This is a genomic window from Paenibacillus sp. B46(2026), assembly GCF_056786355.1.
Genome location: NZ_CM165907.1, coordinates 1,165,074 through 1,191,359, shown reverse-complemented (window position 1 = coordinate 1,191,359; position 26,286 = coordinate 1,165,074). Strand labels below are relative to the sequence as shown.

Annotated in this window: 22 protein-coding genes; 4 read left to right on the top strand and 18 right to left on the bottom strand. The window is 46.0% G+C overall.

The features are described 5' to 3' along the window. Window positions 1-215 precede the first annotated feature (215 nt). From AC1S8V_RS05420 to AC1S8V_RS05395, 6 genes are all read right to left on the bottom strand, one after another. Window positions 216-1,292, bottom strand: coding sequence for an efflux RND transporter periplasmic adaptor subunit (locus tag AC1S8V_RS05420; protein WP_482072755.1), 1,077 nt, complete (start codon window positions 1,290-1,292; stop codon window positions 216-218). A gap of 28 nt (window positions 1,293-1,320) precedes the next feature. Beyond that, window positions 1,321-2,691 (bottom strand): ABC transporter permease, encoded by a 1,371-nt coding sequence (locus AC1S8V_RS05415; protein WP_482072754.1) that lies wholly within the window; start codon window positions 2,689-2,691, stop codon window positions 1,321-1,323. Between the two features lie 18 nt (window positions 2,692-2,709). Then, window positions 2,710-3,393 (bottom strand): ABC transporter ATP-binding protein, encoded by a 684-nt coding sequence (locus AC1S8V_RS05410; protein WP_482072753.1) that lies wholly within the window; start codon window positions 3,391-3,393, stop codon window positions 2,710-2,712. A gap of 202 nt (window positions 3,394-3,595) precedes the next feature. Next, the gene (locus AC1S8V_RS05405) at window positions 3,596-4,759 is read right to left on the bottom strand and encodes a hypothetical protein (protein WP_482072752.1); all 1,164 of its coding nucleotides are present in this window, start codon (window positions 4,757-4,759) and stop codon (window positions 3,596-3,598) included. Continuing rightward, window positions 4,756-6,222, bottom strand: a complete 1,467-nt coding sequence (locus AC1S8V_RS05400; protein WP_482072751.1) for a sensor histidine kinase — start codon at window positions 6,220-6,222, stop codon at window positions 4,756-4,758. Before AC1S8V_RS05400 ends, AC1S8V_RS05405 begins: the two co-directional genes overlap by 4 nt. Beyond that, window positions 6,219-6,932: a response regulator transcription factor gene (locus AC1S8V_RS05395; RefSeq protein WP_347399689.1), complete on the bottom strand. Its 714-nt coding sequence runs from the start codon at window positions 6,930-6,932 to the stop codon at window positions 6,219-6,221. The genes AC1S8V_RS05400 and AC1S8V_RS05395 overlap by 4 nt, the downstream gene beginning before the upstream one ends. 210 nt (window positions 6,933-7,142) lie before the next feature. Between AC1S8V_RS05395 and AC1S8V_RS05390 the strand changes: the two genes are divergently transcribed. Both AC1S8V_RS05390 and AC1S8V_RS05385 read left to right on the top strand, forming a co-directional pair. Beyond that, window positions 7,143-7,619, top strand: a complete 477-nt coding sequence (locus AC1S8V_RS05390) for an RNA polymerase sigma factor (RefSeq protein WP_315938010.1) — start codon at window positions 7,143-7,145, stop codon at window positions 7,617-7,619. A 222-nt stretch (window positions 7,620-7,841) separates the two neighbouring features. Next, window positions 7,842-10,631 (top strand): DUF5689 domain-containing protein, encoded by a 2,790-nt coding sequence (locus AC1S8V_RS05385; protein ID WP_482072750.1) that lies wholly within the window; start codon window positions 7,842-7,844, stop codon window positions 10,629-10,631. 77 nt (window positions 10,632-10,708) lie between these two features. On the opposite strand, the gene AC1S8V_RS05380 is transcribed toward AC1S8V_RS05385, so the two are convergent. The 6 genes from AC1S8V_RS05380 to AC1S8V_RS05355 all read right to left on the bottom strand — a co-directional run bounded on the left by AC1S8V_RS05380 (window position 10,709) and on the right by AC1S8V_RS05355 (window position 16,129). Continuing rightward, entirely contained in the window at window positions 10,709-11,245 is a 537-nt protein-coding gene (locus tag AC1S8V_RS05380; RefSeq protein ID WP_482072749.1) for a hypothetical protein, read from the bottom strand. Window positions 11,246-11,294: 49 nt separating this feature from the next. Next, entirely contained in the window at window positions 11,295-12,263 is a 969-nt protein-coding gene (locus AC1S8V_RS05375; RefSeq protein WP_427435762.1) for a hypothetical protein, read from the bottom strand. A 243-nt stretch (window positions 12,264-12,506) separates the two neighbouring features. Then, window positions 12,507-13,313 carry a phosphonate ABC transporter, permease protein PhnE gene (gene phnE / locus AC1S8V_RS05370; RefSeq protein ID WP_482072748.1) on the bottom strand — a complete coding sequence of 269 codons (807 nt, stop codon included), beginning with the start codon at window positions 13,311-13,313 and terminating at the stop codon, window positions 12,507-12,509. Then, window positions 13,310-14,161: a phosphonate ABC transporter, permease protein PhnE gene (gene phnE / locus AC1S8V_RS05365; protein ID WP_482072747.1), complete on the bottom strand. Its 852-nt coding sequence runs from the start codon at window positions 14,159-14,161 to the stop codon at window positions 13,310-13,312. The genes phnE (AC1S8V_RS05370) and phnE (AC1S8V_RS05365) overlap by 4 nt, the downstream gene beginning before the upstream one ends. Beyond that, complete coding sequence (gene phnC, locus AC1S8V_RS05360) at window positions 14,158-14,955, bottom strand: phosphonate ABC transporter ATP-binding protein (RefSeq protein ID WP_433754050.1); 798 nt, start codon at window positions 14,953-14,955, stop codon at window positions 14,158-14,160. Before phnC ends, phnE (AC1S8V_RS05365) begins: the two co-directional genes overlap by 4 nt. Window positions 14,956-15,133: 178 nt before the next feature. Further along, complete coding sequence (locus AC1S8V_RS05355) at window positions 15,134-16,129, bottom strand: phosphate/phosphite/phosphonate ABC transporter substrate-binding protein (protein WP_482072746.1); 996 nt, start codon at window positions 16,127-16,129, stop codon at window positions 15,134-15,136. 258 nt (window positions 16,130-16,387) lie between these two features. Here AC1S8V_RS05355 and AC1S8V_RS05350 point away from each other — a divergent pair, with 258 nt between their 5' ends. Continuing rightward, window positions 16,388-17,998: a bifunctional metallophosphatase/5'-nucleotidase gene (locus AC1S8V_RS05350; protein ID WP_482072745.1), complete on the top strand. Its 1,611-nt coding sequence runs from the start codon at window positions 16,388-16,390 to the stop codon at window positions 17,996-17,998. Between the two features lie 111 nt (window positions 17,999-18,109). Here the strand turns inward: AC1S8V_RS05350 and AC1S8V_RS05345 are convergent, their stop codons facing one another. Together AC1S8V_RS05345 and AC1S8V_RS05340 are read right to left on the bottom strand one after the other, a co-directional pair. Then, entirely contained in the window at window positions 18,110-19,120 is a 1,011-nt protein-coding gene (locus AC1S8V_RS05345; RefSeq protein ID WP_482072744.1) for a Gfo/Idh/MocA family protein, read from the bottom strand. Between the two features lie 61 nt (window positions 19,121-19,181). After that, on the bottom strand, window positions 19,182-20,027 hold the full coding sequence (locus tag AC1S8V_RS05340; protein ID WP_482072743.1) for a sugar phosphate isomerase/epimerase family protein: 846 nt from the start codon (window positions 20,025-20,027) through the stop codon (window positions 19,182-19,184). 279 nt (window positions 20,028-20,306) lie between these two features. Between AC1S8V_RS05340 and AC1S8V_RS05335 the strand changes: the two genes are divergently transcribed. Next, window positions 20,307-21,212 (top strand): helix-turn-helix domain-containing protein, encoded by a 906-nt coding sequence (locus AC1S8V_RS05335; RefSeq protein WP_482072742.1) that lies wholly within the window; start codon window positions 20,307-20,309, stop codon window positions 21,210-21,212. A 164-nt stretch (window positions 21,213-21,376) separates the two neighbouring features. On the opposite strand, the gene AC1S8V_RS05330 is transcribed toward AC1S8V_RS05335, so the two are convergent. The 4 genes from AC1S8V_RS05330 to AC1S8V_RS05315 form a co-directional block, all read right to left on the bottom strand. Continuing rightward, window positions 21,377-22,621, bottom strand: a complete 1,245-nt coding sequence (locus AC1S8V_RS05330; protein ID WP_482072741.1) for a CynX/NimT family MFS transporter — start codon at window positions 22,619-22,621, stop codon at window positions 21,377-21,379. A 226-nt stretch (window positions 22,622-22,847) separates the two neighbouring features. Further along, window positions 22,848-23,414 (bottom strand): helix-turn-helix domain-containing protein, encoded by a 567-nt coding sequence (locus tag AC1S8V_RS05325; protein ID WP_482072740.1) that lies wholly within the window; start codon window positions 23,412-23,414, stop codon window positions 22,848-22,850. Window positions 23,415-23,552: 138 nt separating this feature from the next. Further along, window positions 23,553-24,578 (bottom strand): LacI family DNA-binding transcriptional regulator, encoded by a 1,026-nt coding sequence (locus tag AC1S8V_RS05320; protein ID WP_482072739.1) that lies wholly within the window; start codon window positions 24,576-24,578, stop codon window positions 23,553-23,555. A 303-nt stretch (window positions 24,579-24,881) separates the two neighbouring features. Beyond that, window positions 24,882-26,225 (bottom strand): ABC transporter substrate-binding protein, encoded by a 1,344-nt coding sequence (locus AC1S8V_RS05315; protein ID WP_482072738.1) that lies wholly within the window; start codon window positions 26,223-26,225, stop codon window positions 24,882-24,884. Window positions 26,226-26,286 lie beyond the last annotated feature (61 nt).

The following is a 26,286-nucleotide window of genomic DNA, read 5'->3' as shown; positions in this document are numbered from 1 at the left end:
CATCTACAAACATGATGTTCGGTGTCACCTCCTTATGTTCTGATTATACGACATGTAAATATTACTGTAAATTGAATTAACTAAATTTAATTATATTTTTTTCCATAATTCAGGCAGGAATCTGGACATCCCTTGCCCCAAACCACACCAAAGGTTCATCCTGGCAATATGCCACAATGAACCTCGTGTTGATTAAGGTCGAATTGACTGCTCGTCTAGGGCAGAACGACGATATCTCCCGGTTTTAACCCACTTACCACTTCCGTCTTGTCCCCCGACTCCATTCCAGTCTGAATGGTCAACGGCTCTGTTTGTCCATTGCCTTTGTCTAACAGTACATACGGTTCGGTCTGATCCCGCATGATCGCCAGGCTGGATACAACGGTCACTTTGTCCTTCCGCGTTGTCTCAATATCCCCTTCCAGACTCACGCCTCCATACATTCTGGCGTCCGGCTTCAGATCAATGACCACGTCAAACTGGGAAGCTTGCTTGAGGTCCGTATCGGTACTCTTGCGGGCGAATTTGGATACCTTACTCACCTTTCCAGTGAATTGCAGGTCTTTCTGTGCTGTCATTCGCACCTTAACCGGCATTCCCACCTTGAGCCTGAACATCTCTTCCTCGCCAACAATCGTCATAAATTTCAGTTTGCTGATGTTCGTTATGGACCCGATTAGCTGTCCTTCCGTCACCGCACGTGTCTTGCTGTCCTCTTCATTCATCTGAAATATACCGGAAGCAGAAGCATACACAACAGACTTGCTCATCTCAGCCTGCTTTTTCTGTATCTCCTTCTCCTTGAGGACCAGCGCTTTTTGATTCAATTCATTTGTCAGGCGTTTGCCCTCCCGGTCTGCAAATGCCTTCTTGCGCTCTTCTTCCGTCACGCCAAGCGACTCGCTCATATTCGCCTGATCCAGGCTAACCTGATTCATTTTATTTTCCAGCTGAGCTTTCTCCAGATCGCTCTGCAACTGCTCTACTTCCGTTTGTAACGCGGAAGTGTCGAGAGTAAACAGGACATCCCCTTTGTTCACCTGCTCACCACTTTTCACATGCCATTGCTTGATGTTGGAAGCATACGGGGCGAAGACATCGGTCTGATCGGTATATACGGATTTCCCCTTCACCTGAATCGATTGCGTCATCGTTTCCTGTGTAACATCAAAGGTAATTGGGGGCGGGATCTCGACAGGCGCCTCCGGTTTCGGCTTGTACTTATCATACAACCAGTACCCCACACCTGCCAAAAGTACAACGGTGATGATGATTTTAATCCATTTCTTCATGTGCCCATTTTCCCTTTCACTGATAAAATTACATCGATTTGATCACAGTCAATGCATTGGTCCGGGATGCACTAATCGCCGGATAGATCCCAGAGATGATACCCACCAAAACAGCAAATACGATACCGAGCGGCAAAGCGGACTGCTGAATAGCCACGGTCATCGGGCCATTCGCCTGATCTGCCATCTGACTCGCCAGCAGACTGTTCACCCCGCCGAGGGCAGTAAAGGCAATCCCTACTCCCGCCACGCCCCCCATCAATCCAAGCATGGCTGCTTCCGTAATGAACATCTGGCGGATCTGCCACAGATTCGCACCCAGCACCTTCATTACACCGATCTGTTTACGCCGCTGATGCGTAGACATGATCATCGCTACAATAATGGACAGCGAGGCCAGCAGCATGATAAAGCCACCGATACCCAATGCCGCTTTTTGGTACATCGCCAGTTGGCCTGCCATCGCTTCCTCCTGGAACAGATTACTCTGTGTGTTTAACGTCAGCTTTTGGATCTGTTCTTCAACCTGGGATACATAACGTTTATCCTCTACCTTGACCAGAGCCGAATTGAGATGCTTGGCGGCAGTACTGTCTGCCTGCTGTAATCCAAGCTCATCCTGCAATGCACGAGCTGTATCGAGCGGCAGATATACTTTTTTATCGTTTTGAGCACTCATCTCATCCATGTTGGAAGGCTTCGTCAACGCACCAGATACACGTATGGAGCCGCTCATTTTGGTTTTGCTTGCATTCGCAAAATCTTCATATCGAAACTGAACACTCTGCTGGACGAGCTGATCCTGCTTCGATGACATCTCCATATACTCTTCCAATAGTTCATTGTTATATGGATCAGCATTCAACTGTTCGAATAACTTTTGAGTTACTTTGGGGTCCACAAGTCCGAATGCAGCCCCATAACTGGTCACCGCCATACGACCATCCTCTGCCCCACGTCCCTCAGCATATGTGTATCCAAACCCGTCAAGGGTCTCCAGTTGTGTACCAATGACCTCAACATAGGTGCTGCGACCATCCGGAAGCACCATTTCGAGCGAATCCAGCTTTAACATGGGAGCCACTGCAACAACATGGGGAAGTCTTTGGATAATCTGTATTTTTTCCAACGTCAGCGCACCCCGTTCAAACTTCGATGTTTGGCCGCTCCCCTTGCTGTTGCCCGTACGAATGCCCTCATTGGGCGTAATCGTAATTTCATCCATCTTGTAATTGTCGTTCAATGTTTTCTCGCTATAGGTCTGTACGGACTGCCCTACACTAAGTGCAATGATCATCGCGGCAGAGCCGATGGACAGTCCCATCATGCACAGCAGTGTGACCATCTTTCTGCGAATGATCTGTCCCCAGGCCATACGTGCTACATCCCGTATTCTCACAATTCCTCTCCTTTTGCCTCAAACTTCCCTTACAGCTTCTTCGACCAGTATTCCATGTTGCAGTGTCAGCACGACTTGCATCTGCTCGGCGACCTCTGCTTCATGTGTCACAATGACAAAGGTAGTATTCATATCCCGGTTGAGCTGCTGCAAAATCGCAATAATCTCTTCTTCCGTCTCAGTATCCAGATTCCCGGTAGGCTCATCTGCAAAGATCACCGAGGGTTCGGTAATGAGCGAGCGTGCAATACTGACACGCTGTTGTTGACCGCCCGATAATTGGGACGGGAACAAGTTTGCTTTTTCACCCAATCCAACCTGTTCCAACAGCTTTAATGCTTTTGTTTTACGTTTCGAAGGGCTTATGCCCATAAACACCAAGGGTAACTCTACATTTTCCCGGATCGTAAGATTAGACAGCAGCTCATAGGATTGGAAAATAAACCCGATGTGACTGCGCCTGAACTCGGCCAGGCGGTTCTCACTGAAACGCACAATATCTTGTCCCGCGATTAGAATCTTGCCTTGATCCGGTTTCATCAGTCCCGCCATCAGATTCAGCAGTGTGGACTTACCTGAACCTGAGCTGCCTAGCAGGGCGACCATCTTGCCTTCACCTATCGTCAGGTTGATGTCTTGAAGCACCGGCACGGTTCCATGGGCATTGCGGAACGAGTGGGATAATTGTTCAACTTGAAGCATTACTGCATGTCTTCCTTTCTACTTGCTAAATATGTATAGATTCGCGCAGCACATTCCCTTTTATTATAGGATGGAGATGTATCCGGGCTGGCCGGAGTTGTATCCAACTTGTAAAATGTCAAAACAAATAGACCTTGTCCGTAGAGTAGCTATCGCCAGCTCCATCCAGACCAAGGTCCTATATTCGAATACCTTCCGTTGCTTACCAAGCTCTGAAACTAAAGCGGTACATCTCACTTTTATCCATCGTGCTGCCCACTGCAAATAGCTCATCGTCATTCCATCTCAGATTGATGAAGTTATCAATATTGCGATAGATCACCGTATCCGACGAAAGCTTGCTGTCATTCAGGTAGGCAATATGCAACTCATTCTTCTGATTCTGATTATCCATCGGATAAAAGTAAGCGATTCGCGATTCCTCTGCATCCAGTTCGAAGTTCCAGATGGAACCTTTTAATACCAGATCATACTGCTTCTGCGCTGCACGATACCGATACAGCCCCTGTACCTTATTCATCGTTCCCTGGATGAGCATGTCACCACTTTTCAGCAACTTGAATTGTTGAATGTCTTCCATTGCAGCATACGCCTTCACTTCATGCTCGTCCTCAAGCGATACACGATAGATGGCGTAATTGTCTTTCAGCATCACTAGCATATAAAACTGCTTCAGGTCTTCACTGACCTGCAAGACATCCATAACGATAAACGTATCATTCGAACCTTTCCCTTGTCCTGGCCCTGTGAACATGCTCATCAGCTCATCATACGTGTAGATGACCTGACTCGTCCCCTGGCTCAGATCGACTTGTTTAAATAAGAGATCATCCTGACCGATGTAGGATTCGTTCCCTGCAAATACTCTATAATACGAGTTGTCGTTCGGAAGCTTGCGACGTTCCCCGCTCTCAATCACATATTCATACGTCGTCTTCTGCGTCTGACCTGCCCTGTACTGGGAGTAAATGATTTTCTTGTGATCCGGGCTGATCGCTACACCGTAATCCGTATTACTCGCAATACTCTTCACTTCATTATCATCCAGATGCAGGAGAGACAGCTGAAGCCCAGAATAGGAAGATTCCAGTTGATTTAATATAATCGTGTTCCGGTCTACCACTTCAAAATCAAAGATCGCGAAGTCATTCGGAATCTTGGTAGCCGACTCGATCTGAATTGTACTGCTCGGTGGCGGCGCCAGACGGCTGTTGAATTGCTCACCTGGCAAAATTACGGTTCTTGGTTTGAGGTTTGCGATACTGAACAGGCTGCCAATCCCGAAAATTCCGCTGACAAATGCGATTAACAACCCTGACAGCATCAATCTGTCGCGGTTTTTACGCCAAAATCCGGAATGTCTCATGCGTTCATTTCCCCCGGAAGACTGATATTTACTTGTGTCCCTTGACGCACGATACTCTTCATCTCCACTGTTCCTCCGTGACGTTCAACGATGTTCTTCACAATTGACAAGCCGAGCCCGGCGCTGCCTTTCTCCGCCCTATGGATCCCTTTATCCTGGTAAAAAGGTTCAAATACATGCTGAAGTGCTTCAGCACCAATTCCCTCTCCCTGATCACGGATCACAATGGCGATGGAATCACCTAGTCGGAAAGATTGCACCTCAATGATTGAATTCACATCACTGTACTTGACCGAGTTATCCAGAACGTTGAGGAAGACCTCCTTCAACTTATCACGATCTCCCTGTAGATACTGGTGTTCTTCCAGCTCATAGTGGATGCCTATATTGTACTTGCCCGCCTTAATCGACATGTCCTCACAAGCTTCGCGAATGATGTCCGATACATCTATACGTTCAAATCGATATGCCTGAATGACCGCAGACGAGACAGACACCTCCAGAATATCAGCAACCATCGTGTTGAGACGCTGGCTTTCCTTGATAATATAATTCATGCCTTTGTCAAAAAAGTCCTGATCGGTAAATCCGTTATCCCGCAAAATCTGGGCATATCCCAGAATCGTCGTTAGTGGTGTCTTCAATTCATGCGTCACATTGTCAAAAAAGACTTTACTTCGCGCCTGCACTTGTTTCACTTCGTCCCGCTCCCGCTCAATCACATCAATCTGCTCCCGTACCCGATCAATCATGACGGTGAAACTTGAAGCCAGTTCACCGATCTCATCCTTGGTGGTAATCTCAATGTCTGCATTCAGACTCCCCTGGGCCACTTCCGCAGAACGTTTCGTGAGTACACGGATGGGTTGTGTAATTTTCCGGGAAATAAAGATGGATGCGATAAATACAAATACGAAAATAACCGCTGCGAACAGCTTGATCGTATTTTGAAAACGAAGGTTACGTTTGAACAAGTCCGTATAATCCTTCTCCATCTGTACGATTCCAATCAATTGTTGATCCATCTGGAGCGGGAAGGACAGACTCGCAGTGACCTGGCCTTTATCCACGACTGTGGTGTACGCGATTCGGGATTGTTTGGCTTCTTCCATATCAGGATGGTCAGACCGCTTAGCAACGTTAACCTCCTTGCCAACCGATCCGTATGACGAAGCATCGGGACGATATACTGTAATCTCCCCCCCAACGGCTGAACCAATCTGCTCCGCAAGTTCGCGGCTTCCTGCTTCGAGCGAGTCTCTGCTCATGCGTTTGTTATGAATCAGAAAGTACTGATTCAGTGCGATATCCAGGTTTTTCTTCGATTGCACCATGTCCTCGTGCACTTCCCGGTACATATTCTCCTGTGCCACCTTATTGGACAGAATCAGCAGAAGGGAGAATCCGATAAATACAATGACCGAGAATAGCACCACCATTTTGAACTGGATCGTCCACTTCATGTCTGTACCTGAATATTCAGCTTGTACCCCACACCGAATACCGTTTCAATCATCGAAATGCCTTGCACACCACTATCCAGTTTCTTGCGAATCCGTTGCACATGAATGTCCACGGTTCGGGTATCCCCCGCAAAATCAAATCCCCACACCTTGTCCAGCAGTTCAGAACGTGTATGCACCTTCCGGTGATGGGTCACCAGGAATAACAACAGATCATATTCCTTATTCGTAAGTCCTGCCCGTTCCCCGTCTTTCCACACTTCCCGTTCATCCTTGCGGATCTCAATATGCTTGCCGAGCCTGACCACCTCATAAGATTGATTCTCCAGTGTCTCGCTGATGAGATCAATCCGGCGAAAGATTGCCCGAATGCGCGCAACCACCTCACGGATATCAAAAGGCTTCGTGATATAATCATCCGCCCCCAGTTCCATGCCAAGTACTTTATCCAGCATGTCTGACTTGGCGGTAATCATGATGACGGGTATCTTGGAGTTCACAGATAGTTGTCTGCACACATCAAAACCACTCATGTCTGGCAGCATCAGATCCAGCAGGATCAGATCCGGCTTCGAATCCCGAAGCAGATTCAGACCCTCTTTACCCGTAGCTGCTTCCTTGATCTCAAATCCTTCCTTACGTAACGAATAGGACAAAATATCGCGAATGGACTCCTCGTCCTCAATAATTAAAATCTCTTTTTGTCTCATGATACCTTCGTAATCTCCCTGCTCTATGAATTTCATCTGCCTATATTTTGTATCCCAAGCCGTATGCTTGAATAGAGGGAAGCACGAAATGTTACAACTCCGATACAACTCTGAACGGTTTGGAAACAACCTCCCGATATACTTGGATCATAAGAGACTCATACCAGACCGGACCCAAGCCTGATCTGTATCAAGGGGGATTCACATCATATGAACAGCACACAAATTAATGATGCTTATGTCAACTATAAATCAGAAATCACAAGGTATCTATCCCATATCGTCAAACAACCGCAAGACGCAGAAGATCTGGCACAGGATTGTTTCATTCGACTAATGAATGTTACCGTGGATATCCCTGAAGATCGGCTTCTCTATTATCTCAAACGCATTGCCCGTAACCTGGCAATGGACAGCTTCCGCAGGCGGACTCGTACACTCAGACGAGACAGTCGTCTGGAGGTACCTACCCATCACGTCGATACATCCCACCTTGAAATTAGCGAAGGTGTTCATGATCTTGTCTCCCATATTAACAACACCGAACATCGTAAAATATTAGAACTTCGCCTCATCCATGGATACTCCATTAAGGAAACGGCAGAGCTGGTGAATCGCAGTGAAGGTATGATTAAATCCTCTGTCTTCCATGCCGTCAATCGAATTCGTGCCAAAGTCATCTCATAAGAGATGGCTTTTTGTTTACGCAAAATCGATATGCCATGGCAGATGGATTAAATGAAGACAGACCTAAATACCTATGGATATGCCAAAAGACCCAACTTTACAAATATCGAGTTAATTTTTACAAATTGTTATGACTATGTGAGATTTTCATGTGGTAGAATATGGACGAACTCATGAATCAACTAATATTTGGGAGGGATTTGGTTGGGTAAATTAACAGGTATGCGAGGAGTATTTTTAAAATCACTCCTGGCATTGTCCATGGCTTTGCCGCTTCAGATCGGATTATGGAACGGAGATGCATCGGTTCATGCGGAAGGACCGACAGACCCGGCACCGTTCATCCAGGCAAAGGTTGTGAACCAAAATGCAGGCAAAAAAGTCTTGTTCGACAACTCTCACGGCCAAACGGCTGGAGCTGCAGACTGGGTCATTGATGGAGGTTTCTCCGACTTCGGGAATGCACTCGCGAATGATGGTTATTATGTCAAAGAACTTCGTAAGACAACTCCATTTACCTATGATGATCTGAAAGAGTATAACGTATTCGTTATTGCAGAGCCTCAAATTCCTTTCAAAACATCCGAACAGGCAGCACTGAAACAATATGTTGAAACGGGCGGCAGCATCTTCTTCGTTGGAGATCACTATAATGCCGACCGTAACAAAAACCGCTGGGATGGCTCTGAAGTCATCAACGGCTATCGTCGGGGAGCATTCGAAGATCCGGCCAAAGGCATGAGCACAGATGAGCGTAATTCTGAAGTGATGCAGAATGTAACCAGTTCGGACTGGTTGTCCGATAACTTCGGTGTACGATTCCGCTATAACGCACTTGGCGATATCAACGCCAATATCGTCGTACCGGCAGATCAAGCCTTCGGCATCACAGAAGGCGTATCGGCTGTAGCCATGCACGCCGGTTCAACCCTCGCGATCACTGATCCGGAAAAGGCAAAAGGCATTGTGTACCTGCCAAAAACCAACGCAAAATGGAATAACGCGGTGGACCAAGGCGTCTACAACGGTGGCGGGATCGAAGAAGGTCCTTATGTAGCCGTATCCAAGCTGGGTGCAGGTAAAGCTGCCTTCATTGGTGACTCCTCTCCAGTAGAAGATGCATCGCCAAAATACTTGCGTGAAGAGACTGGCACACGCAAAACGACTTATGACGGCTTTAAAGAAGCCGATGATGCGGTTTTGCTCGTGAATACCGTGAACTGGCTCGCTACACAAGAAAACTACACGAGCCTGACTGAAGTGAACGGACTTGAACTGGACACAGCTACAGCGCTGTTGCCATTCGAAGAGCCGGCGATCTCCACAGAACCACAGGCTGAACCTTGGTCAGCACCTGCTGCCGGATACAAGTGGTACGATCGTTCCACGTTCAAGGCTGGCTCTTACGGTGGCCCTGCATCCAGCGCGAACGCTGCTTACAGCTTCGTGAAACAGGATACACTTCCGAATGCAGAAGACTTCCAGATTCGTGTAGTTGTGGAGAATATGGCTCCAAACACAACTGTATCCGGTTATAGTGCCGGTATCTATCTGACTGGCGGAACACAGGTAGCCATGATCCAGAATGAAAGTGGTACTTGGCCGACTTCGTACGGCTATAGCTCTACATTCAGTGTAACCTCGGACAGCAAAGGTCGCGCGATCAAAGATCTGAACGTCCGCATCAAACCGGGTACAACTGGCGCTGCCAGCTTGAGACTGCGTCTGAATGGCAGCAACCTGATCACCAATGCCGTGACCGTTGGCAATGTGCCAGCAGAACAGCTTCCGGAAGAAGAAGGACCGATTCCAGCAGCGATCACAGTTGCTGAAGCACGCACCAAAGCCGTTGGCACTACCGTAACCATCGAAGGTGTTGTGACGACAGAGCCGGGTGCATTCGGTGGACAAGCCTTCTATCTTCAGGATGAAACTGCCGGAATCTACGTGTTCCAGCACACTAGCGGCTTCCATGCTGGTGACAAGGTTAAGGTAACGGCAGCAACAACCATCTATAACAGCGAGTTCGAGCTTACCGATATCGTTGCGATTGAGAAAACAGGTACGGCTTCCGTACCTGCTCCAATCGAAGTTACAGCAATTACAGATGCGAACCAGGGTCAACTGGTTCAACTGAAAGATGTAACGATCGAGAATATCATCAGTGCTACACCGGTTGGATCATTTGAATTCGACGCCGTAGCAGCAGATGGAACAAGCACACATATCCGTGTAGATACACGTACAGGTGTGACGGAGACTTCCTTCCCTTATGCAGCTGGTGACAAAATCGATATCACAGGTGTTTCCGCTATTTTCAAAGACGTATATCAATTGAAACCTAGAAGTTTGAATGATTTTGTACCTGCTGAAGATCAAGGTGGAGGCGAAGTGCCTTCCACTCCAGCTGCGGGAGCACCGGGTAAACCGGTGCTTTCTTCTGATAATGGTTATACCACAGGCCTGTTCGAAGGTTCGTATAACGTAAGCATGAACCTCTGGTGGGGTGAAAATGGTTCCGAGTACAAGCTGTATGAGAACGGCGTTCTGATCGATACGCAGAAGTTGACTGCGGCTTCACCATCGGCTCAGTCCTCCAAAACGGCAATTACAGGTAAAGCCAACGGAACATATACTTACGTAGCCGAGCTGACCAATGACAAAGGTACTACACGCAGCGACGAGCTGACGGTACAAGTAACCCATGCCGCTCCAGGCAAAGCTACGTTGTCCCAAAACAACTGGGATGGTGACGGCAACTATAACGTATCCATGAACCTCTGGTGGGGTACAAACGCAACCGAATACCGTCTCTATGAGAATGATGTATTGATTGACACACAAGCGTTGAACGCGGCAACACCAGCTTCTCAAAGTGCTACAACTGAATTGTCCGGTCGCGCTAACGGAACATATACGTACCGTGCTGAGCTGATCAACGCCGCAGGCGTAACAAGCACAGAGACAATTACGGTTCAAGTTACTAAAGCAGCATTGCCTTTGGCTAGCTAAGAGCTTTAATTATTTTAACTTGTATAATCCGCAAAGAGGGCCTTTCTCCGTTTAACGGAGAAAGGCCCTCTTTCTATTTATTCTATGTTGTTTCGAGGAGCAAATCCGTCTCCAAATTGCTCACTCATACGCGCTTGAACTTCGTAAGCTTCTTGCTGATTGCGAGCTGTAGCGACCACATAAAAATTCTGGTCTGACGTCTGTCCTGCTCTGCCAAGATTCAGATTAATATTCTCCCACGTTGAATCAAACCAAATTAGTCCATGCCATAACGTTTCCAAGGGTTCACCTGATTTTAGATAATGAAGGTTTCCCATATGAATGCCTCCTTGGCTTTCCGCTACGTAGATAGTCATCATATCCCCAGTTGTTGTAAAATCTTTACCTTCGATTGTAATTCTGCCTTCGAACGTAGACTGACGAAATAGTGGACGGTACATCGTTCCTTCTACCTTAATTGCAGTTAATTCGGTAGTTTCCGGATCAACCTGTGCATAGGTTACAGCTTCACGTGTAACATTGACTTCTTTAGGAAACTTGTAAAAATAAGCGAATAGACCACCACCAACCAGCAGTACGATCAACATAACCAGAATAGATGATTTATATGTCATTAGAACCTCCAGTTCACACCAATGGTCAATAAGTTAATCAGCACATCACTTATCTTACTTGAGAAGGGAACATTGGAGCTAGAGGAGAAATCGTTTTAACCGTTTTATTCTCCACTCCCGTCAGATCAATTCTAGTTACATAGGAATTCCTTGGCTGGAATGTATCTAAAAAAGCTGCCACTGCTAAAGAACCATTTCTATGTCCAGAAGAAGTACTACTAAATCTTTTTTGTCCTGTAATTAGATTAGGTTGTTTAATAGCACCATTTGACTTGTAAGTGAAGGATGGAATAGTCCAATTGTAGATTCCAGATACTGCTGTAGATACAAATGCTAAATTTTGAGAGCTATCAGCAGTTCCAGATTTTTTTACGTACATAAAATCTACTGTCTGTGTATATGACCATGTATAGTTAGCTCTAACATCTGAAATTTCTGTACTTCTCCCAAAGTTCACATCTTTAACAAAATCCGCTACTGCATCGTATACAGTAAGAGCTATATCTACACCGCCAGATATTTTGGAAGCCCCTTCAAATGCGACTGTTTTCGCAAGTCCCAAAGCTCCCGCTTGCCATGACCTTGAAGTTTGTAATGCAACTATACCCGTCCCCTTAAGATTAGATTGACTACTATTCGGCTCTGCTGTTAGATGTTGGACTTCATATTCTGTACCATTTTTAACAAAACGATTTCTAAAACTGGACCACACGATGGTATTTGAACTTGGTACATCTATCAAAGCACCAGCATCTCCAGACTTTTCCGCAATACGCATCTTTTCCTGAACTTGTTCCTCTGTGAGAAACTCTACCCCAAGAGCTCGTAACTTTATGCCTAGTAATTCATACTTTTCAAGATAACCCTCTTTCTTCTCAGCCATTACCGAAGCTCTTTCCTTATACAATAGATCAATACGAGCTTCTATGCTAGAAGAATTTAAATCTGAGGCATATGCTGAACCATAAGAACCTAAAATAAATAAAAGTACTAACGTAGAAAGCATAAACTTTTTCATACTAATAATCTCCCTCTTTAGAATTGAATGAGTTTACAATACAAATTATAACAATATATAACATTAGTTTTCAATAATGACACAGATTATATTTATTTGTATGAAATTGTTTCAAAATTCATAACTTTCAAACTATATCTTTAACTAAAGATATCCAGATAAAAAAAGGCTATCAAATGTCAGTTATAATACTGGCATTTGATAGCTCTCTCATTAATCCATAACTCAACTTCCACATTAACTCTACACCAGCTTCTTTCGAATATAACCCGAGATCAAGTCAATTATCGTGATCATCACGATAATACCAAGCAAGATTATACCTACTCGCGGCCAGTTCCGTGTACTAAGTGCAAAGATCAGCGGGGTACCGATACCCCCTGCTCCAATTACACCCAGTATGGTCGCAGAGCGTACATTAATCTCGAACCGATACAACGTATAGTTCAGGAATCCAGGCATAACCTGCGGCAGGATGGCGAACCACAACTGCTGCAGGCGATTGGCTCCGCAAGCAAGCAGCGCCTCAGATGGACCATAGTCGATATTTTCAACTTCATCCGCGTACAATTTACCTAACATGCCGATGGAGTGCAATCCGAGGGCGAGTACCCCTGCAAACGATCCGGGACCTACTGCCTTGATGAACATCAAGGCCATAATAATCTCAGGGAACGTACGGATGAAGCTGAGTACCATTTTACCTGCACCCGAGATAGAACGATGTCCACTCATATTACGGGCAGACCAGAATGCAAACGGGATACAGAGCACGGCCGAAATTACAGTACCTAGTACGGAGATTGCCAACGTGTCCAGTAGGCCGCGCAGCAAGTCTTCTCCCTCAGGCAGATATACAAAATCCCAGTCCGGTGAGAAAATCCCGGCTACAATAGCCTTCATAATCTGGGCAGCGGTTTCCTTGAAACCAGTAAACGGTACACCGGCAAGCGCCCAGGCATACACAAGGATTAGCAGTAACACAATGACCCAGCGTAGCGGGTTCTTCCGTGGTTTTGGCCGGATGCGGCTTGTTTCATTTTTCATCATAGCAATTTCTCCCGCAGCTTAGTACTTACATAATCAATGACCAGGACGATGACGAGGGTAAACAGAATGATTACGCTAGTCTTGTCATATTCCAGGAATCCAAGTGTGGCCTCATAGTAGAGTCCAATCCCTCCGGCTCCCACCAGTCCCAGAATGGCAGCAGCACGTATATTAATTTCGAAGGCATACAGCACATAGGATGTGAACTGGGCAGCCAATTGTGGCACCACGCCATATACGATGAGCTGAATCCGGTTCATGCCGACAGCCGTCATCGCTTCCAGCGGTCCCTGATCAATCGTTTCCAGCGTCTCATACGTCAACTTCGCGATCAGACCTACGGAGAACACAGCCAGTGCCAAGATTCCGGGGATTGGCCCCAGACCAAATACGGCTACGAACAAAGCAGCAAGCAGCAGATCCGGCACGGTCCGAATCAGGTTCAGCAGAAAACGTGCCGGATAGTAGATCCAGCGACTCGGCATCAAGTTACCGGCACAGATGATCGAGACCGGAATCGCAATAATGGCACCAATAGTAGTACCAATCAGGGCCATTCGGATCGTCTCCAGCATGCCTTGAACGATATTATCAAAATAGGACCAACGAGGTGGAAACATATCCTTTAACAATTTCCACATTTCAGGGAATCCCTTAACTAACTCTGTGAAGCCGGCATCGGTCTGTTTTGCACTGGCCCACAATAAGAGCAGAATGATAATCAGCGTGAGCAGATGTTTCGTACGCCCAGGCGGTTTCGGGCGATTCACAACCTGAGCGGGGCTGGAACCAGGTTCCTTGCCCACTCCGCCTGAATTCTGAAGTGGAACGTTGGACTGCCCCTTCATACCACAACTTCTCCCTGCTCATGCACAGCCTGCTTGTCCAGCAATTCGTCAGCCAGAATCGGTCTGCCGTATATTTCTGCAAAGCGCTCATCCGTTGCCTCTTCCACCGGGCCGTCGAATACCACCTCACCTGCTCGCAATCCGACAATACGGGTCGCATACTCTCTGGCCAGATCAATAAAGTGAAGGTTGACGATGGTGGTAATCCCAAGCTCCTGATTGATGCGTTTCAGGTCATCCATAACCTGTTTCGTTGTAAGCGGGTCAAGTGAAGCAACCGGTTCGTCGGCCAAAATGATTTTTGCTTCCTGTGCCAGTACACGGGCAATAGCCACACGCTGTTGTTGACCACCGGACAGCTGATCTGCACGGGAATAGGCTTTCTCCGAGATATTCACGCGATCCAGGGCGCCAAATGCCAGTTCAATATCCTCTTTTGGAAAACGACCCAGAATGGTACGCATGGTGGAATGGTATCCAACTCGTCCAGCGAGTACATTACGGAGTACACTGGACCGTTTCACGAGATTGAAGCTCTGGAAAATCATACCGATGTCGCGTCTGATCATGCGTAGGCGTTTGCCTTGTGCTTTCGTGATGGAGCTTCCGTTAATCAGAATCTCGCCCTCACTAATGTCGTGCAGTCGGTTAATGGAGCGCAGGAGGGTTGATTTGCCCGCACCGGACAGGCCCACTACAGCAATGAATTCACCCTGCTCAAATTTCAGATTAATATTATCCAGGCCCTTGGTGCCGTTAGCGTACGTTTTGGTAACGTTATGAAGCTCAATCATGGCAATAATCCTTCTTTCATTCATAATGATCATACATACCTAAGTCCTTGCTATAATGGCACAAGCCAGCGCAGCGTAGATCACGCTGAACTGGCCTGTCCATTGCTACGATTAAGCTGTTCCCATCCAAGAGAGCTACTACAAAGTGAACAGATCCCGAACTACTTTTGGATCACAATTATTCACCTTTCACTTTTTCGCCATACTGACGAACGATCTCGAACTTGCTATCATCGGACTCTACATAACCTTCATGCGTATAGATTTCTTTGATGATCTGGTGACCTTCAGTATCTTTACCGATATCGATGAAGGCTTGTTTGATCTTCGCAGTCCAATCTGCATTCATGTCTGTACGAACGGCAATGGTATCGTTAGGAATAGGCTCAGTGAACGCCAGTACACGTGTATCTTCAAATACAGTCGGATAGTCTTTGGCTACCGTGTTGCGAGCATCTTGGAAAATAGCTGCTGCATCAACGTCACCGTTCAATACAGCGATAACACCTTGGTCATGACCTTTCAACGTTACAGGTGATACATCTTTCAATGGATCAATCCCTCTGTCGAGCAATAAACCTGCTGGCCATACATATCCTGCGGAAGACGTTACGTTTTGATAAGCGACTTTTTTACCTTTAAGTTCTTCGATGGATTGAATCGGCGAATCTTTTTTCACAATGAACATGGATTTATAAGAATCCGCCAACTCTTCGGTTGGAGCACCCGTCTCATCATTTACACCAAAACGTTGTGCTTGCAAAATAACTTGTGCAGCGCCTTTTTCTTTGGCCAGTACATAAGCTGTCGGAGGCAAGAAACCTACGTCCACTTTGTTGGAAGCCATTGCTTCAATAATCGTGTTGTAGTCGGTGGATACGCTGACTTTTACCGGAATACCCAGTTTGTCACCAAGCAACTTTTCAAGCGGTTTCGCTTTTGCTTCAAGCGTGTCTGCATTCTGGGAAGGTACGAATTGAACCGTCAGTTCAGTTGGCACATAACCTTCGACAACTTTCTCTGTCTCTGTCGTAGACGTACCGGATGCATTGGAACTCGCATTTTCCCCGTTAGCCGAACCATTTGTACTACTAGACCCACAAGCACTCAGAAACATAACCAAAATCAACAATGGTAAAAATAAAGCAGACTTCTTCAAACGAACACCCTCCAAAGAGTTTCTATTTTTCAGTACTTGTCTACTATAATTGCCAAATATTTGCGCGATGTGAAACGAAATTTGGAGTTTTGTAAAGTTTCCTGTCAGGCTGTCAGCGCAACTTGTATCTGTTAGAATAGGCTCATTATGGTTGAAGATATAGGAAGAACATCGGAGATAACAGCGTATATTTCGATTCTTCAGGCTATTCTGTCTTCTCCGTTTTATAGTAATTCCATATATCTGAACTTATATATTAGAGGAGATTGTAAAATGACATCCATAAACCATACGGCAAGCTTCGACATCCTGTTCACCAGTGATCTGCACGGGGCCATCCGCCCCATTCACTACAATACCAATGCATACCGCCCGGCAGGACTTGCCCTGCTCGCTTCCCTGATTCGTAAGGAACGCGAACGTTCCCCTGAACTGATGCTGATCGATAACGGGGATTTGCTGCAAGGATCACCCTTGGCCTCTTATGCAGCTTCACAAGTTTCCAAAAACGAAGTGCATCCATTCATTGCAGTACTGAATGAACTCGGTTATGATGCTGCCGTGATGGGCAATCACGAGTTCAACTATGGTCAGAATCTGTTGCGCGGAGCCGTTGAAGCTTCCAACTTCCCCTGGCTGTCTGCCAATATTGTTAAAGATGAGCATCCGGACGTACCTGCTTACGGTCCTCCGTATATAATCAAAACATTATCTTCAGGCGTCAAAATTGCCCTGTTGGGCGCAACTACGCATTACATACCGAACTGGGAGCACCCAAAAAATATTGAGGGTTTACAGTTCCTTGATGCCTTGGAGACCATTCGTACATGGGTTACCTATATACGCGAGCATGAACAACCCGATGTAATGGTTGTGAGTTATCATGGCGGATTTGAGAGTGATCTGGAGACAGGCGAGTCTGCCGAACGGTTAACTGGAGAAAATCAAGGCTATGCCATCTGCCGGGACATCGAAGGCATTGATGTGCTGCTTACCGGACATCAACATCGTCAGCTTACCGCTACTATTCATGGCGTAACCGTCATTCAGCCGGGATTCAGCGGAAATGGTGCGGGGCATGTATCCGTTCAGTTGGAACAATCATCGAGCGGGAAGTGGCAGATTGCCGATAAGCAGGCTCGGTTGTTACTTCTGGATGAATATAGTGAAGTTGAGCCTGATGCTATGGTCTTGAAACTTACGGATAAGGTAGAAATCGAGGCACAAGCATGGCTTGATCAACCGATTGGCGAGGTGGCTGGGGATTTATCCATCACCAATGCTACGTCCCTGCGGCTCAAGGCGCATCCATTCATTGCTTTTGTACATCAGGTGCAGATGGAAGCGACTGGGGCTGAGCTATCCAATACCGCCATGCTGAGTGAAGAAGCTCGGGGATTCGGGAGCCATATCACCGTTCGAGACGTGTTATCCAACTTCATCTATCCCAACACGCTGACAGTACTGGAGCTGAGTGGTCGGGATATCCGGGAGGCGCTGGAACAAACGGCTCGTTACTTTGAACTGAATGCTTCTGGTGAAGTCGCTGTGAATCCTGCCTATATGGAGCCCAAACCTCAGCATTATAATTACGATATGTGGGCTGGCATTGAGTACGAGCTGGATATCTCCCAACCTGTAGGCAATCGAGTTGTGAAGTTGGAACGTGAAGGCAAACCCATGGACATGGATGGCACATACTCTGTGGTGATGAACAGCTACCGCGCTGCTGGCGGCGGGGATTATGCGATGTATCCAGGCAAAAAGGTACTGCACGAAGGTGCCACGGATATGGCCGCACTGGTGGAAGATTACATCCGCAGACATCAACCGTTAACGGCTGAACAGTCTGATAATTGGAAGGTTGTTGGCAAGCAGAATTAGGGCGATGGCCTCGATTGAGGCAAAGCGATTGTAATTACATTGATGCTTAAAAGGGCCGTCCCGTCATATTAATGACAGTGGGACAGCCCCTTCTTCCTCAACCTGCTCCTACTACACTGAAACCAATGCCCCATGCTCATCCGCCGATCTCATCTCAGCTTCAATCAATTCAAGCGTTCCTGTTGCGCTCTCAGGTGTACAGACCGATACAGGCGCACCTGCTTGAACGGATTGGATAAAATATTTGAGTTGGTGATAATATCCCGAGTCGGGTGACAGTTCAGCGACGAAACCGGGAGCATTATTTGGATTTACTTTCAGCTCACCATTCTCAAAGACCAGATTTCCCTGCTCCAAATTAACGCGATACGTCATCGAGAAACCATAGTCTCCCCCCAGCGTCCAGTCGGCTTGGGCATTCAGCACTTTTCCGTCAGGGTATACATAATTGGTAGAAACGGTATCATAGCCGCTTCCTGGAATGACGTTGCGACCCAGCGTGGATACCTGATCCGGTTTGCCAAACACCCAGTGGATAATATCCGCATCATGGATGTGCATATCTAATATGCAACCTCCACTTTTCTCTCCATCCAAAAACCACTCTTGAGGCAAACCCGAACCGCGGAAGAAATAACCTGCGTTAACTGCTCCATAACGACCGTCCTCTACAACGGATTTCAGATAAGCATAGGCTGGCCAGAAACGTAAACATTGACCAATCATCAGTGTTTTCCCAGTCTCCTTGGCTGTCTGTGCCATCTTCCAGCCTTCTGACGAATGACGAGCAACCGGTTTCTCACACAACACATGATAACCTTTCTCCAACAAGGAACACGTTAGTTCAGCATGTAGTGGTGTAGGCAAAGTAATATCAATGATATCCAGTTCTTCTTGCTCCAGCATCGCATCGATGTTGTCGTACAACCGATAAGGTGTGAGATCATATACCTCTTGCTCTGTTGCCATATTGCCGGCTGCTTTACCGTGCTTCAGTTCCTCTATTCTCAGATCGCAGATGGCCACCAATTCCACGGGTTCCTCTTCTGAGGCGAGGCGTACATAGTTGTCAAAATGCATACGTCCCATAAACCCAAAACCGATCAATCCCACTTTTAACATGTTCTTACCTCCCAAATAAAAATAGATTTTACATTCTTTTTAACGTTGTTAGATGCACTTATTACTGAGAACGTCCAAGAATGGCATCCATCGCTTTGGATGTATTGAATATGATCTGCTTCGAATGATGAGTATAAGGTGGAATCATCTCAGCAGTCACGTAGTTGTCGTAACCAATGGCTTTTAAAGCCTGCATCACCGCCGGATAATTCACATCTCCAGCCAGCAAATCCACAAATCCATGAAGTCCTCCTGCTTGACGGCGGTAATCCTTGAAATGCACCTTTTTGATCCGGTGACCAAGAATGCGAATCCACTGCTCCGGATAACCGTTCTGTACGACATTGCCCACATCGAAATACGAACCTATATAATCTGAACTAAAAGAATCAATAAAGGTACGCAGCTCTAACGGCGACACCAGAAATTTGTTCCATACGTTCTCAATACCAATCGATACTCCGGCACTTTCCGCATACGGCAGCAGGTGCAATATCGCTTCTTGTGCCCGTTCATAGGCGACTTCATAATCCGTCACTTCGTTGTCTGGAATAAAGTCCACACCCACCGCACCCGGAATGACCAGAATGGTATCCACACCAAATGCCGCGGCAAGCTCCAGCTGTTTTTTACACACATCCAGTGCTTTCGTGCGAATCTCCGGACGGGCACTCGTCATCGGGTAATCCCAGTACAATCCGGTTGCAAGTCCCGCGATTTCGAGTTCAGCTTCCTCCAGACGTCCCTGAATATCACGAACCTCCTGATCTGTGACAGACAGACTCAACTCGCCTTCCCCATTAAGGGATAGTTCAATCCCCTCAAAGCCAGCTTGTTTCGTTGTCTGAATACAATCCGTAATAGAGGCATCTCCTGGAAACGACCATATATTAATCCCTTTTTTCATCCCAAACCCCTCCTTAAGAATATGGAAACCTGTTTATTACGGTAAACGTTGACCCTCCAGCATACCCCTTTAGTCAGAGGGAGAGATCGCATCTTAACCCTCTCCTTTTTATCTTAATCCGTGATGTTGTCTCTCTCGTAAAAACATGTGATAATACTTATATTATAAATAATTATTCAGATCATTTATTTAGGATATAAAGAGATTATTTGCACAATTCCGTTCAGTTTTATAACTGATCAATTTCGGCCAATCTCAGTGAGAAAGGAGATCGGATTCATGACTCTCCAGCAAACGATATATCCTCTGCAACGAACCGCCACTTACAAGGAATGGTCCCCCAACGTACATTATGCTCAGTTCCAGAGCCTACCTCCGGGTAAGCTGGCGAAGAGACGTCTGTATGATTTTGAACTCCTGTACGTCTCTCAAGGTGAAGCCGCAACCTACATGAATGATAAACACCATATTTTGAAGGCGGGACAACTGATTATGTTGCCTGCTGGTGTCTATCATCAGAATGAGGTCGTTTCCAGTCCAGAAGCACGTTTCATTGGCATTCATTTTGATTTCTTCAACGAATTGACCATTCAGACCGAGGCCGATATGGTCGTTAACGAAGAGACTGTGCAGCCTCATAAATTCGCAGTGGAAGCTTGTGCAGAAGGCATGACGCCGCTATCTTTTAACCCGATCTATACTCCATCTCCAGCTACCGTGCAGCTTATGGAGCAATTAGTTCATGAGTTTACCCTGCGCCCACCGGGATATGAATTGGTATGCAAAGCATTGATGCTTCAGATATTGACCCATCTGCTGCGTTCATCCTGGCGAAGCTCGCCACGCCATGATTCGGTACACGGAGAGAAGTTGCTCGAAGTCATGAAACGTATAGAGGGCGCCCCTTCCGACCCATGGAGCAATTCGAGCATCGCCAAACAATTGAACCTGAGCGTGGACCATATGGCCAAATTGTTCAAACAGATTGCGGGCATGCCGCCCAACGAATATATTCAATCCATCCGCCTGAGCGAGGCACGTAAGTTGCTGCGGGAAACCGATTATTCCATTGAGGCTGTAGGTGTACAAAGCGGTTACCAGGACATTCATTATTTCAGCCGTATGTTCCGCAAATATGAAGGCATTTCCCCCCGGGAATATCGGAAGTTGTCCAGAATGTTGTAAAAAAACGGTCATCTTCAACACGTTTGTGATTGAACCATAAGTTTGCCAAAATACATATTTATGCTTCCAATACGTAGATCTTCTCTGAACTCGGTTCCTTAACAGACAAGTTTGTTAAGCTTACTTATCTTCCCGTTAGCTTAACAATTGCCACAATACCCTTGTCAAACATTTTTATTGTCCTTTCCCTGGAGCTCGTAACTATTTTGGCTACCTACGAAACGGTTTCTTGCTGCTCCTATACCGACAATAAAGAGTAAGACCGAAGCGCCAAGCAGAATGAAAAGTGGTAGGTCCCAGCTATCCTTAGCATCATGCAGATATCCTATAAGGGCAGGACCGATGGCGGCAAGAAGATATCCAATTGATTGTGCCATGCCAGACAGTTCCGCTGCTTGATGTGCATTTTCAGTACGTAATCCGAAAAACATCATAGACAAGCTAAAGGCAAAACCTCCACCAATTCCGAGGATGATGATCCACAACAGAATAATGTTGGAGCTTCCGTAAAGAAGTCCGAGCGTTCCCGTCAAAAGCAACATGGTTGTGATGACCACTAACAAACGTTGGCTAGACATACGCCCTGCAATAACCGGGACAATGAAGCTAAATGGAAGCAGTGCTAACTGCATGATCGAGAGGTACCATCCTGATTGGTTGGAGTCAATTCCTTGCTGCTTCAAAATTTCAGGCAACCATGCAATCAACACGTAAAATACCATGGACTGTATACCCATAAACAAGGTTACTTGCCAGGCCAGAGGGGATCGCCAAACATTCACATTGTTGCTGGCCGTCTGATGACTTGTCGTGGTTGCTTGTTTCGTTTGATGTCTTAATTGGGGTAGCCAACAGAAAATCGATACAAAACTTAGAATCCCCCATATTCCTAATGCTCCCTGCCATTTTAAACCTGCGTTCACGGCTAGCGGTACACTGATTCCCGATGCGATTGCTCCACATAAACTCATTGAAATAGAATAAACACCTGTCATGGATCCAATTTTATTAGGGAAATCCCTTTTGATTATACTAGGCAATAATACATTACATACGGCAATTGATAATCCAATCATTGCTGTTCCAATATACAGACTAGTTACGCCAGATAAAGAACGTATGACAATACCAACCGTCAGAAAGATTAGAGCAAACAAAATGATACGTTCAACTCCATACCTTCGTCCTAATTTGGGTACTAGAGGCGACAATAAAGCAAAGGCAAGCAATGGGAGCGTTGTTATCAGGCCTGCTAATGTATTTGAAATATGAACGTCATCCCTTATGAAACTCACTAAAGGACCGACTGAGGTTAAGGGAGTACGTAAATTAGCTGCAATAACAATAATTCCAATAATTAGAAAAACCATAGAGGATGGTACGGCATTTTGATTATGTTTGTTCGGCATTCTTCATTTTTCCTTCCTCAATTCATACTTATGATTTGTTTCCTGCTTATTAATATAAATAACGATGCAATAACATCCGCGCGGACAACAATAGTATATTATAATATATCATTTTCAACAATAAGTATTTTATATAATACTTTTTTTTCATTTCATAACAAAAATACAACTCTGGATTCCCGTTATGGAATTCAGAGTTGTATTTAATAAGTGGAATTTTCAATTTTTAGAAACCATATTTTAAGGATATATGGAGCACTGTTTCGCTATTCGTATGATTGGTATAAGAGTGTGGACAATCTGCACGGAAGCTGATCGTATCATATTGATTCAATATGTAGATCTCTCCATTGACTTTAATTTCAACGGAACCAGTCATTACTGTCGCAATTTCAGTTGTATTCACATGATGACCTTCAGGGTGATAGGAGCTATTTGGCTGTAGGTAAGCCCGGCACATTTCAATATCGTTGCTTATGTTTTTGAAGACTGGTTCAATAATCCAATTTTTTTGATCATTAGAAAACCGTAGTCCTTCGCCTGCTCGATACAAACTAACAGGGTCTTCTGATTTGAACAAAGCCAATAGCGGTAAAGAAATCCCTTTTGAAATTTTCCATATTATTGCCAAGGTTGGATTTGTCTCGCCACGTTCGATATTCCCCAGAGTAAGCTTGCTTACACCCGTTAATTCCGCTACGGCGTCTAAGCTCATATTTTTTTCTTTTCTGTACCTTTTCAAGGCACTGCCGATTTGTAATACAAATTGTTTTGATTCATCAACTTCGTCCATTTGATATTCACCTCAACAAAAAAACAATTATAGCTAGTATATCGCTTATCTAGATTCATTTCCATACACAGCCCTTTTTAGTAAAAAAGAGTTTCCTCCATCCAAAAATGGACACGGAAACTCTTTGGTTGATAGCTATCATATTTTCCCATTGGAAGATTGGCGGAATATACAGCGGTATGGAACGATCATTTTAACAGCAACTTCATACGGATGATCCAGATAATCGAGCAGCTGTTTAACCGCGAACATGCCCATCTCCAGCTTGGGTACATGAATGGTTGATAACGGCGGAGAGGTAAATTCGGATATTTCAATATTATCTACACCAAAAAAGGCGATATCCTCCGGAATACGGAGTCCCTGTTCTGTTGCAGCACGCATGGCGGCAATCGCCATCATATCACTGGCGGCAAAAATAGCTGTGGGTCTGTTCGCATTATTGGTAAATGCCTGCTTGGTCAATTCATAACTCAGCGAAACATCCCATTTCACATCAATCACCCAGTCATCATCAACAGGTAATCCCGCATCATTCATCGCACGTCTGTAACCAAGGAAACGTTTTTCCTCACGAAAATCATTCTTGTACTCCGCCCCGCCAATGTAGGCGATGATCCGATGTCCTTGCGCAATCAGATGATTCGTTGCCTCTCTGGCCGCCTCTTCACGATCATAACCGACGACTGGAATGTCCGGGTCCGTGATGTCCACGCCTACTACGGCCCGTACATTGGTTTTGAGCCAGCGATAGGCTTCCGGGTCAATCCGTTCCACTACAATCATGCCATCAATCCGATGTTCCTTCACCAGAGATTGCAATTGCACGGTATCTCCATCGTTCTCGATGCTGTACACAAATTCCAGACGCATGCCCGCTTCAGCAAGCTGCTTCTCGATCCCTTCCATAATGACCGAAAAATAAGGGCTGTTGTACTTATTTTGCGGAATGGCAACTACACAGCCGATCGCATATGCCGTTTTGGGTTCAACTTTTTTCTTCTTGACCGGACGCTGTGAACGATAGCCCAGTTCCTCAGCAGTGTCCCATATTTTTTTGCGGGTTTCATCGCTGACCGAGCGGTTGACATCGTTCTTCATTACACGCGAAACGGTAGAGATCGATACACCTACCCGCTCTGCAATATCCTTCAATTTTGCCATGTGAAGTCCCCACCTTTCCTCTGCACTATGTATTTAAACCCCATTCATATTGGGGCAATTTCATTCCTGCAAAACCAAATTTGCGGCAAATATAATTCTATATTCCAATTTACCATAAGTCAATGCGATATGAGGCAATGGACAACAAAATGGACTATCTACTCTCCTCGCGAGCCGCACCCTATAACGATGAACATAGATAGTCTAAACAACATAATAGCGGCAACCCGGGGAGCTTGATCTCCCCACGACTGCCGCCAATTGATTATGCCATTTATTTATCTCCATCTGTCTTTGATCTGCTTATTGCATCTTGGAGGCCAAATCCTTCAACGCCGCGGTCAGGTCACCATCTCCGGCAAGCGGAAGTTTGAGTGATTGCTCGCCGTACGTCCAGACCAGGTCGGTTTTCTTGGTTGTAAAAGGAGATACAATGCCATACTGCTGTGCATCCAGGAAGATTTTATTATCTTCACCTACAGTGGCAATATAGGCATCTGCCGCAGCCTTGTTAGCCGGAATGGAATACCCTTGCTTTGCAAGTTCAGTCTGTCCTTCCGGACCCGCAAGCCAGGCAAGCAGCTTGTATGCCGCCTCTTCATGCTTCGTGTTGGAGCTAATCGCAAGACCTGCTGGCTGAACAACGGTTTGGTTCGTTTTGAATTTTGGCAAATAGGAGATACCATAATCTACACCAGCCTCCTGGTAGTTGGTTGTGTTCCAACTGCCACCCGGATTCATCGCTACTTTGGATGTAGTAATCGCAAGGTTCACCTGTCCACCCAAACCTTCAATCTGTGCAGGTGTGGTGTTGATCTTTTGCTTTTTGGTCAAGTCGATAAAATAGTTCAGCACTTCCATCGCTTCAGGTGTCTCAAGGGCAAGGGAACCATCATCATTCACCAGCTTCGCACCATTGGACCACAGCTCCGGCTCCAGGAACCAATCCATCGTAGATCCTGGTGAAATGGACAAGCCCCACTGCACAATGTTTCCGACATCAAAACCCGCTTCGTCTGCGCTTCTACCGTTCTTATCCAGCGTCAGCTTAGTTGCAATATCGGTAATTTCATCCCATGTGGGTTCAAGCGATGGAACGGGGGCTTTATGAGGATTCGTGGCTTCGTTCTCAAAGATCGCTTTGTTGTAATACCATACGATGACGTTGGCATCTATAGGTAAGGATACTTGGTTGCCCTGATACTGGTGGAGACCCAACAGACTTTTATCCACGTTGTTCAGATCAAACTGATTTTCCGTCAGCAAGCCGTCCAATTCCTTAAAAATACCCAGCTCGGCGTATTTCTCCACGTATGCATAACTGGTTTTGAACACGTCCGGAAGTGTGCCCCCAGCTGCATTTGCTGTGAGTCCGTCCCAGTAGCTGCCCCAATCCTTACCTTCCAGTTTGACCTTAATATCGCCATTGGCCTTCATGAACTGATCCAGCAGTTCCTGTGTACGATGAAGCTCTTCTGCCGTTCCCCATTGAGAGTACGTAATGGTTACAGGCTCGCCTTCACTGCTTCCGGAACCTCCAGAGTTGGCATTTTCGGACGATCCTCCATTCGCACATCCACTGATTACTACCACTGTAGCAAGTACAAGTGCCCACACATTGAATAGCCGTTTACTCTTCGCTCTCATATACACAGCTCCCCTTTAAGTCATATCAATAAGTCCTGTTCACCTGAAAACCGGAAAGCAG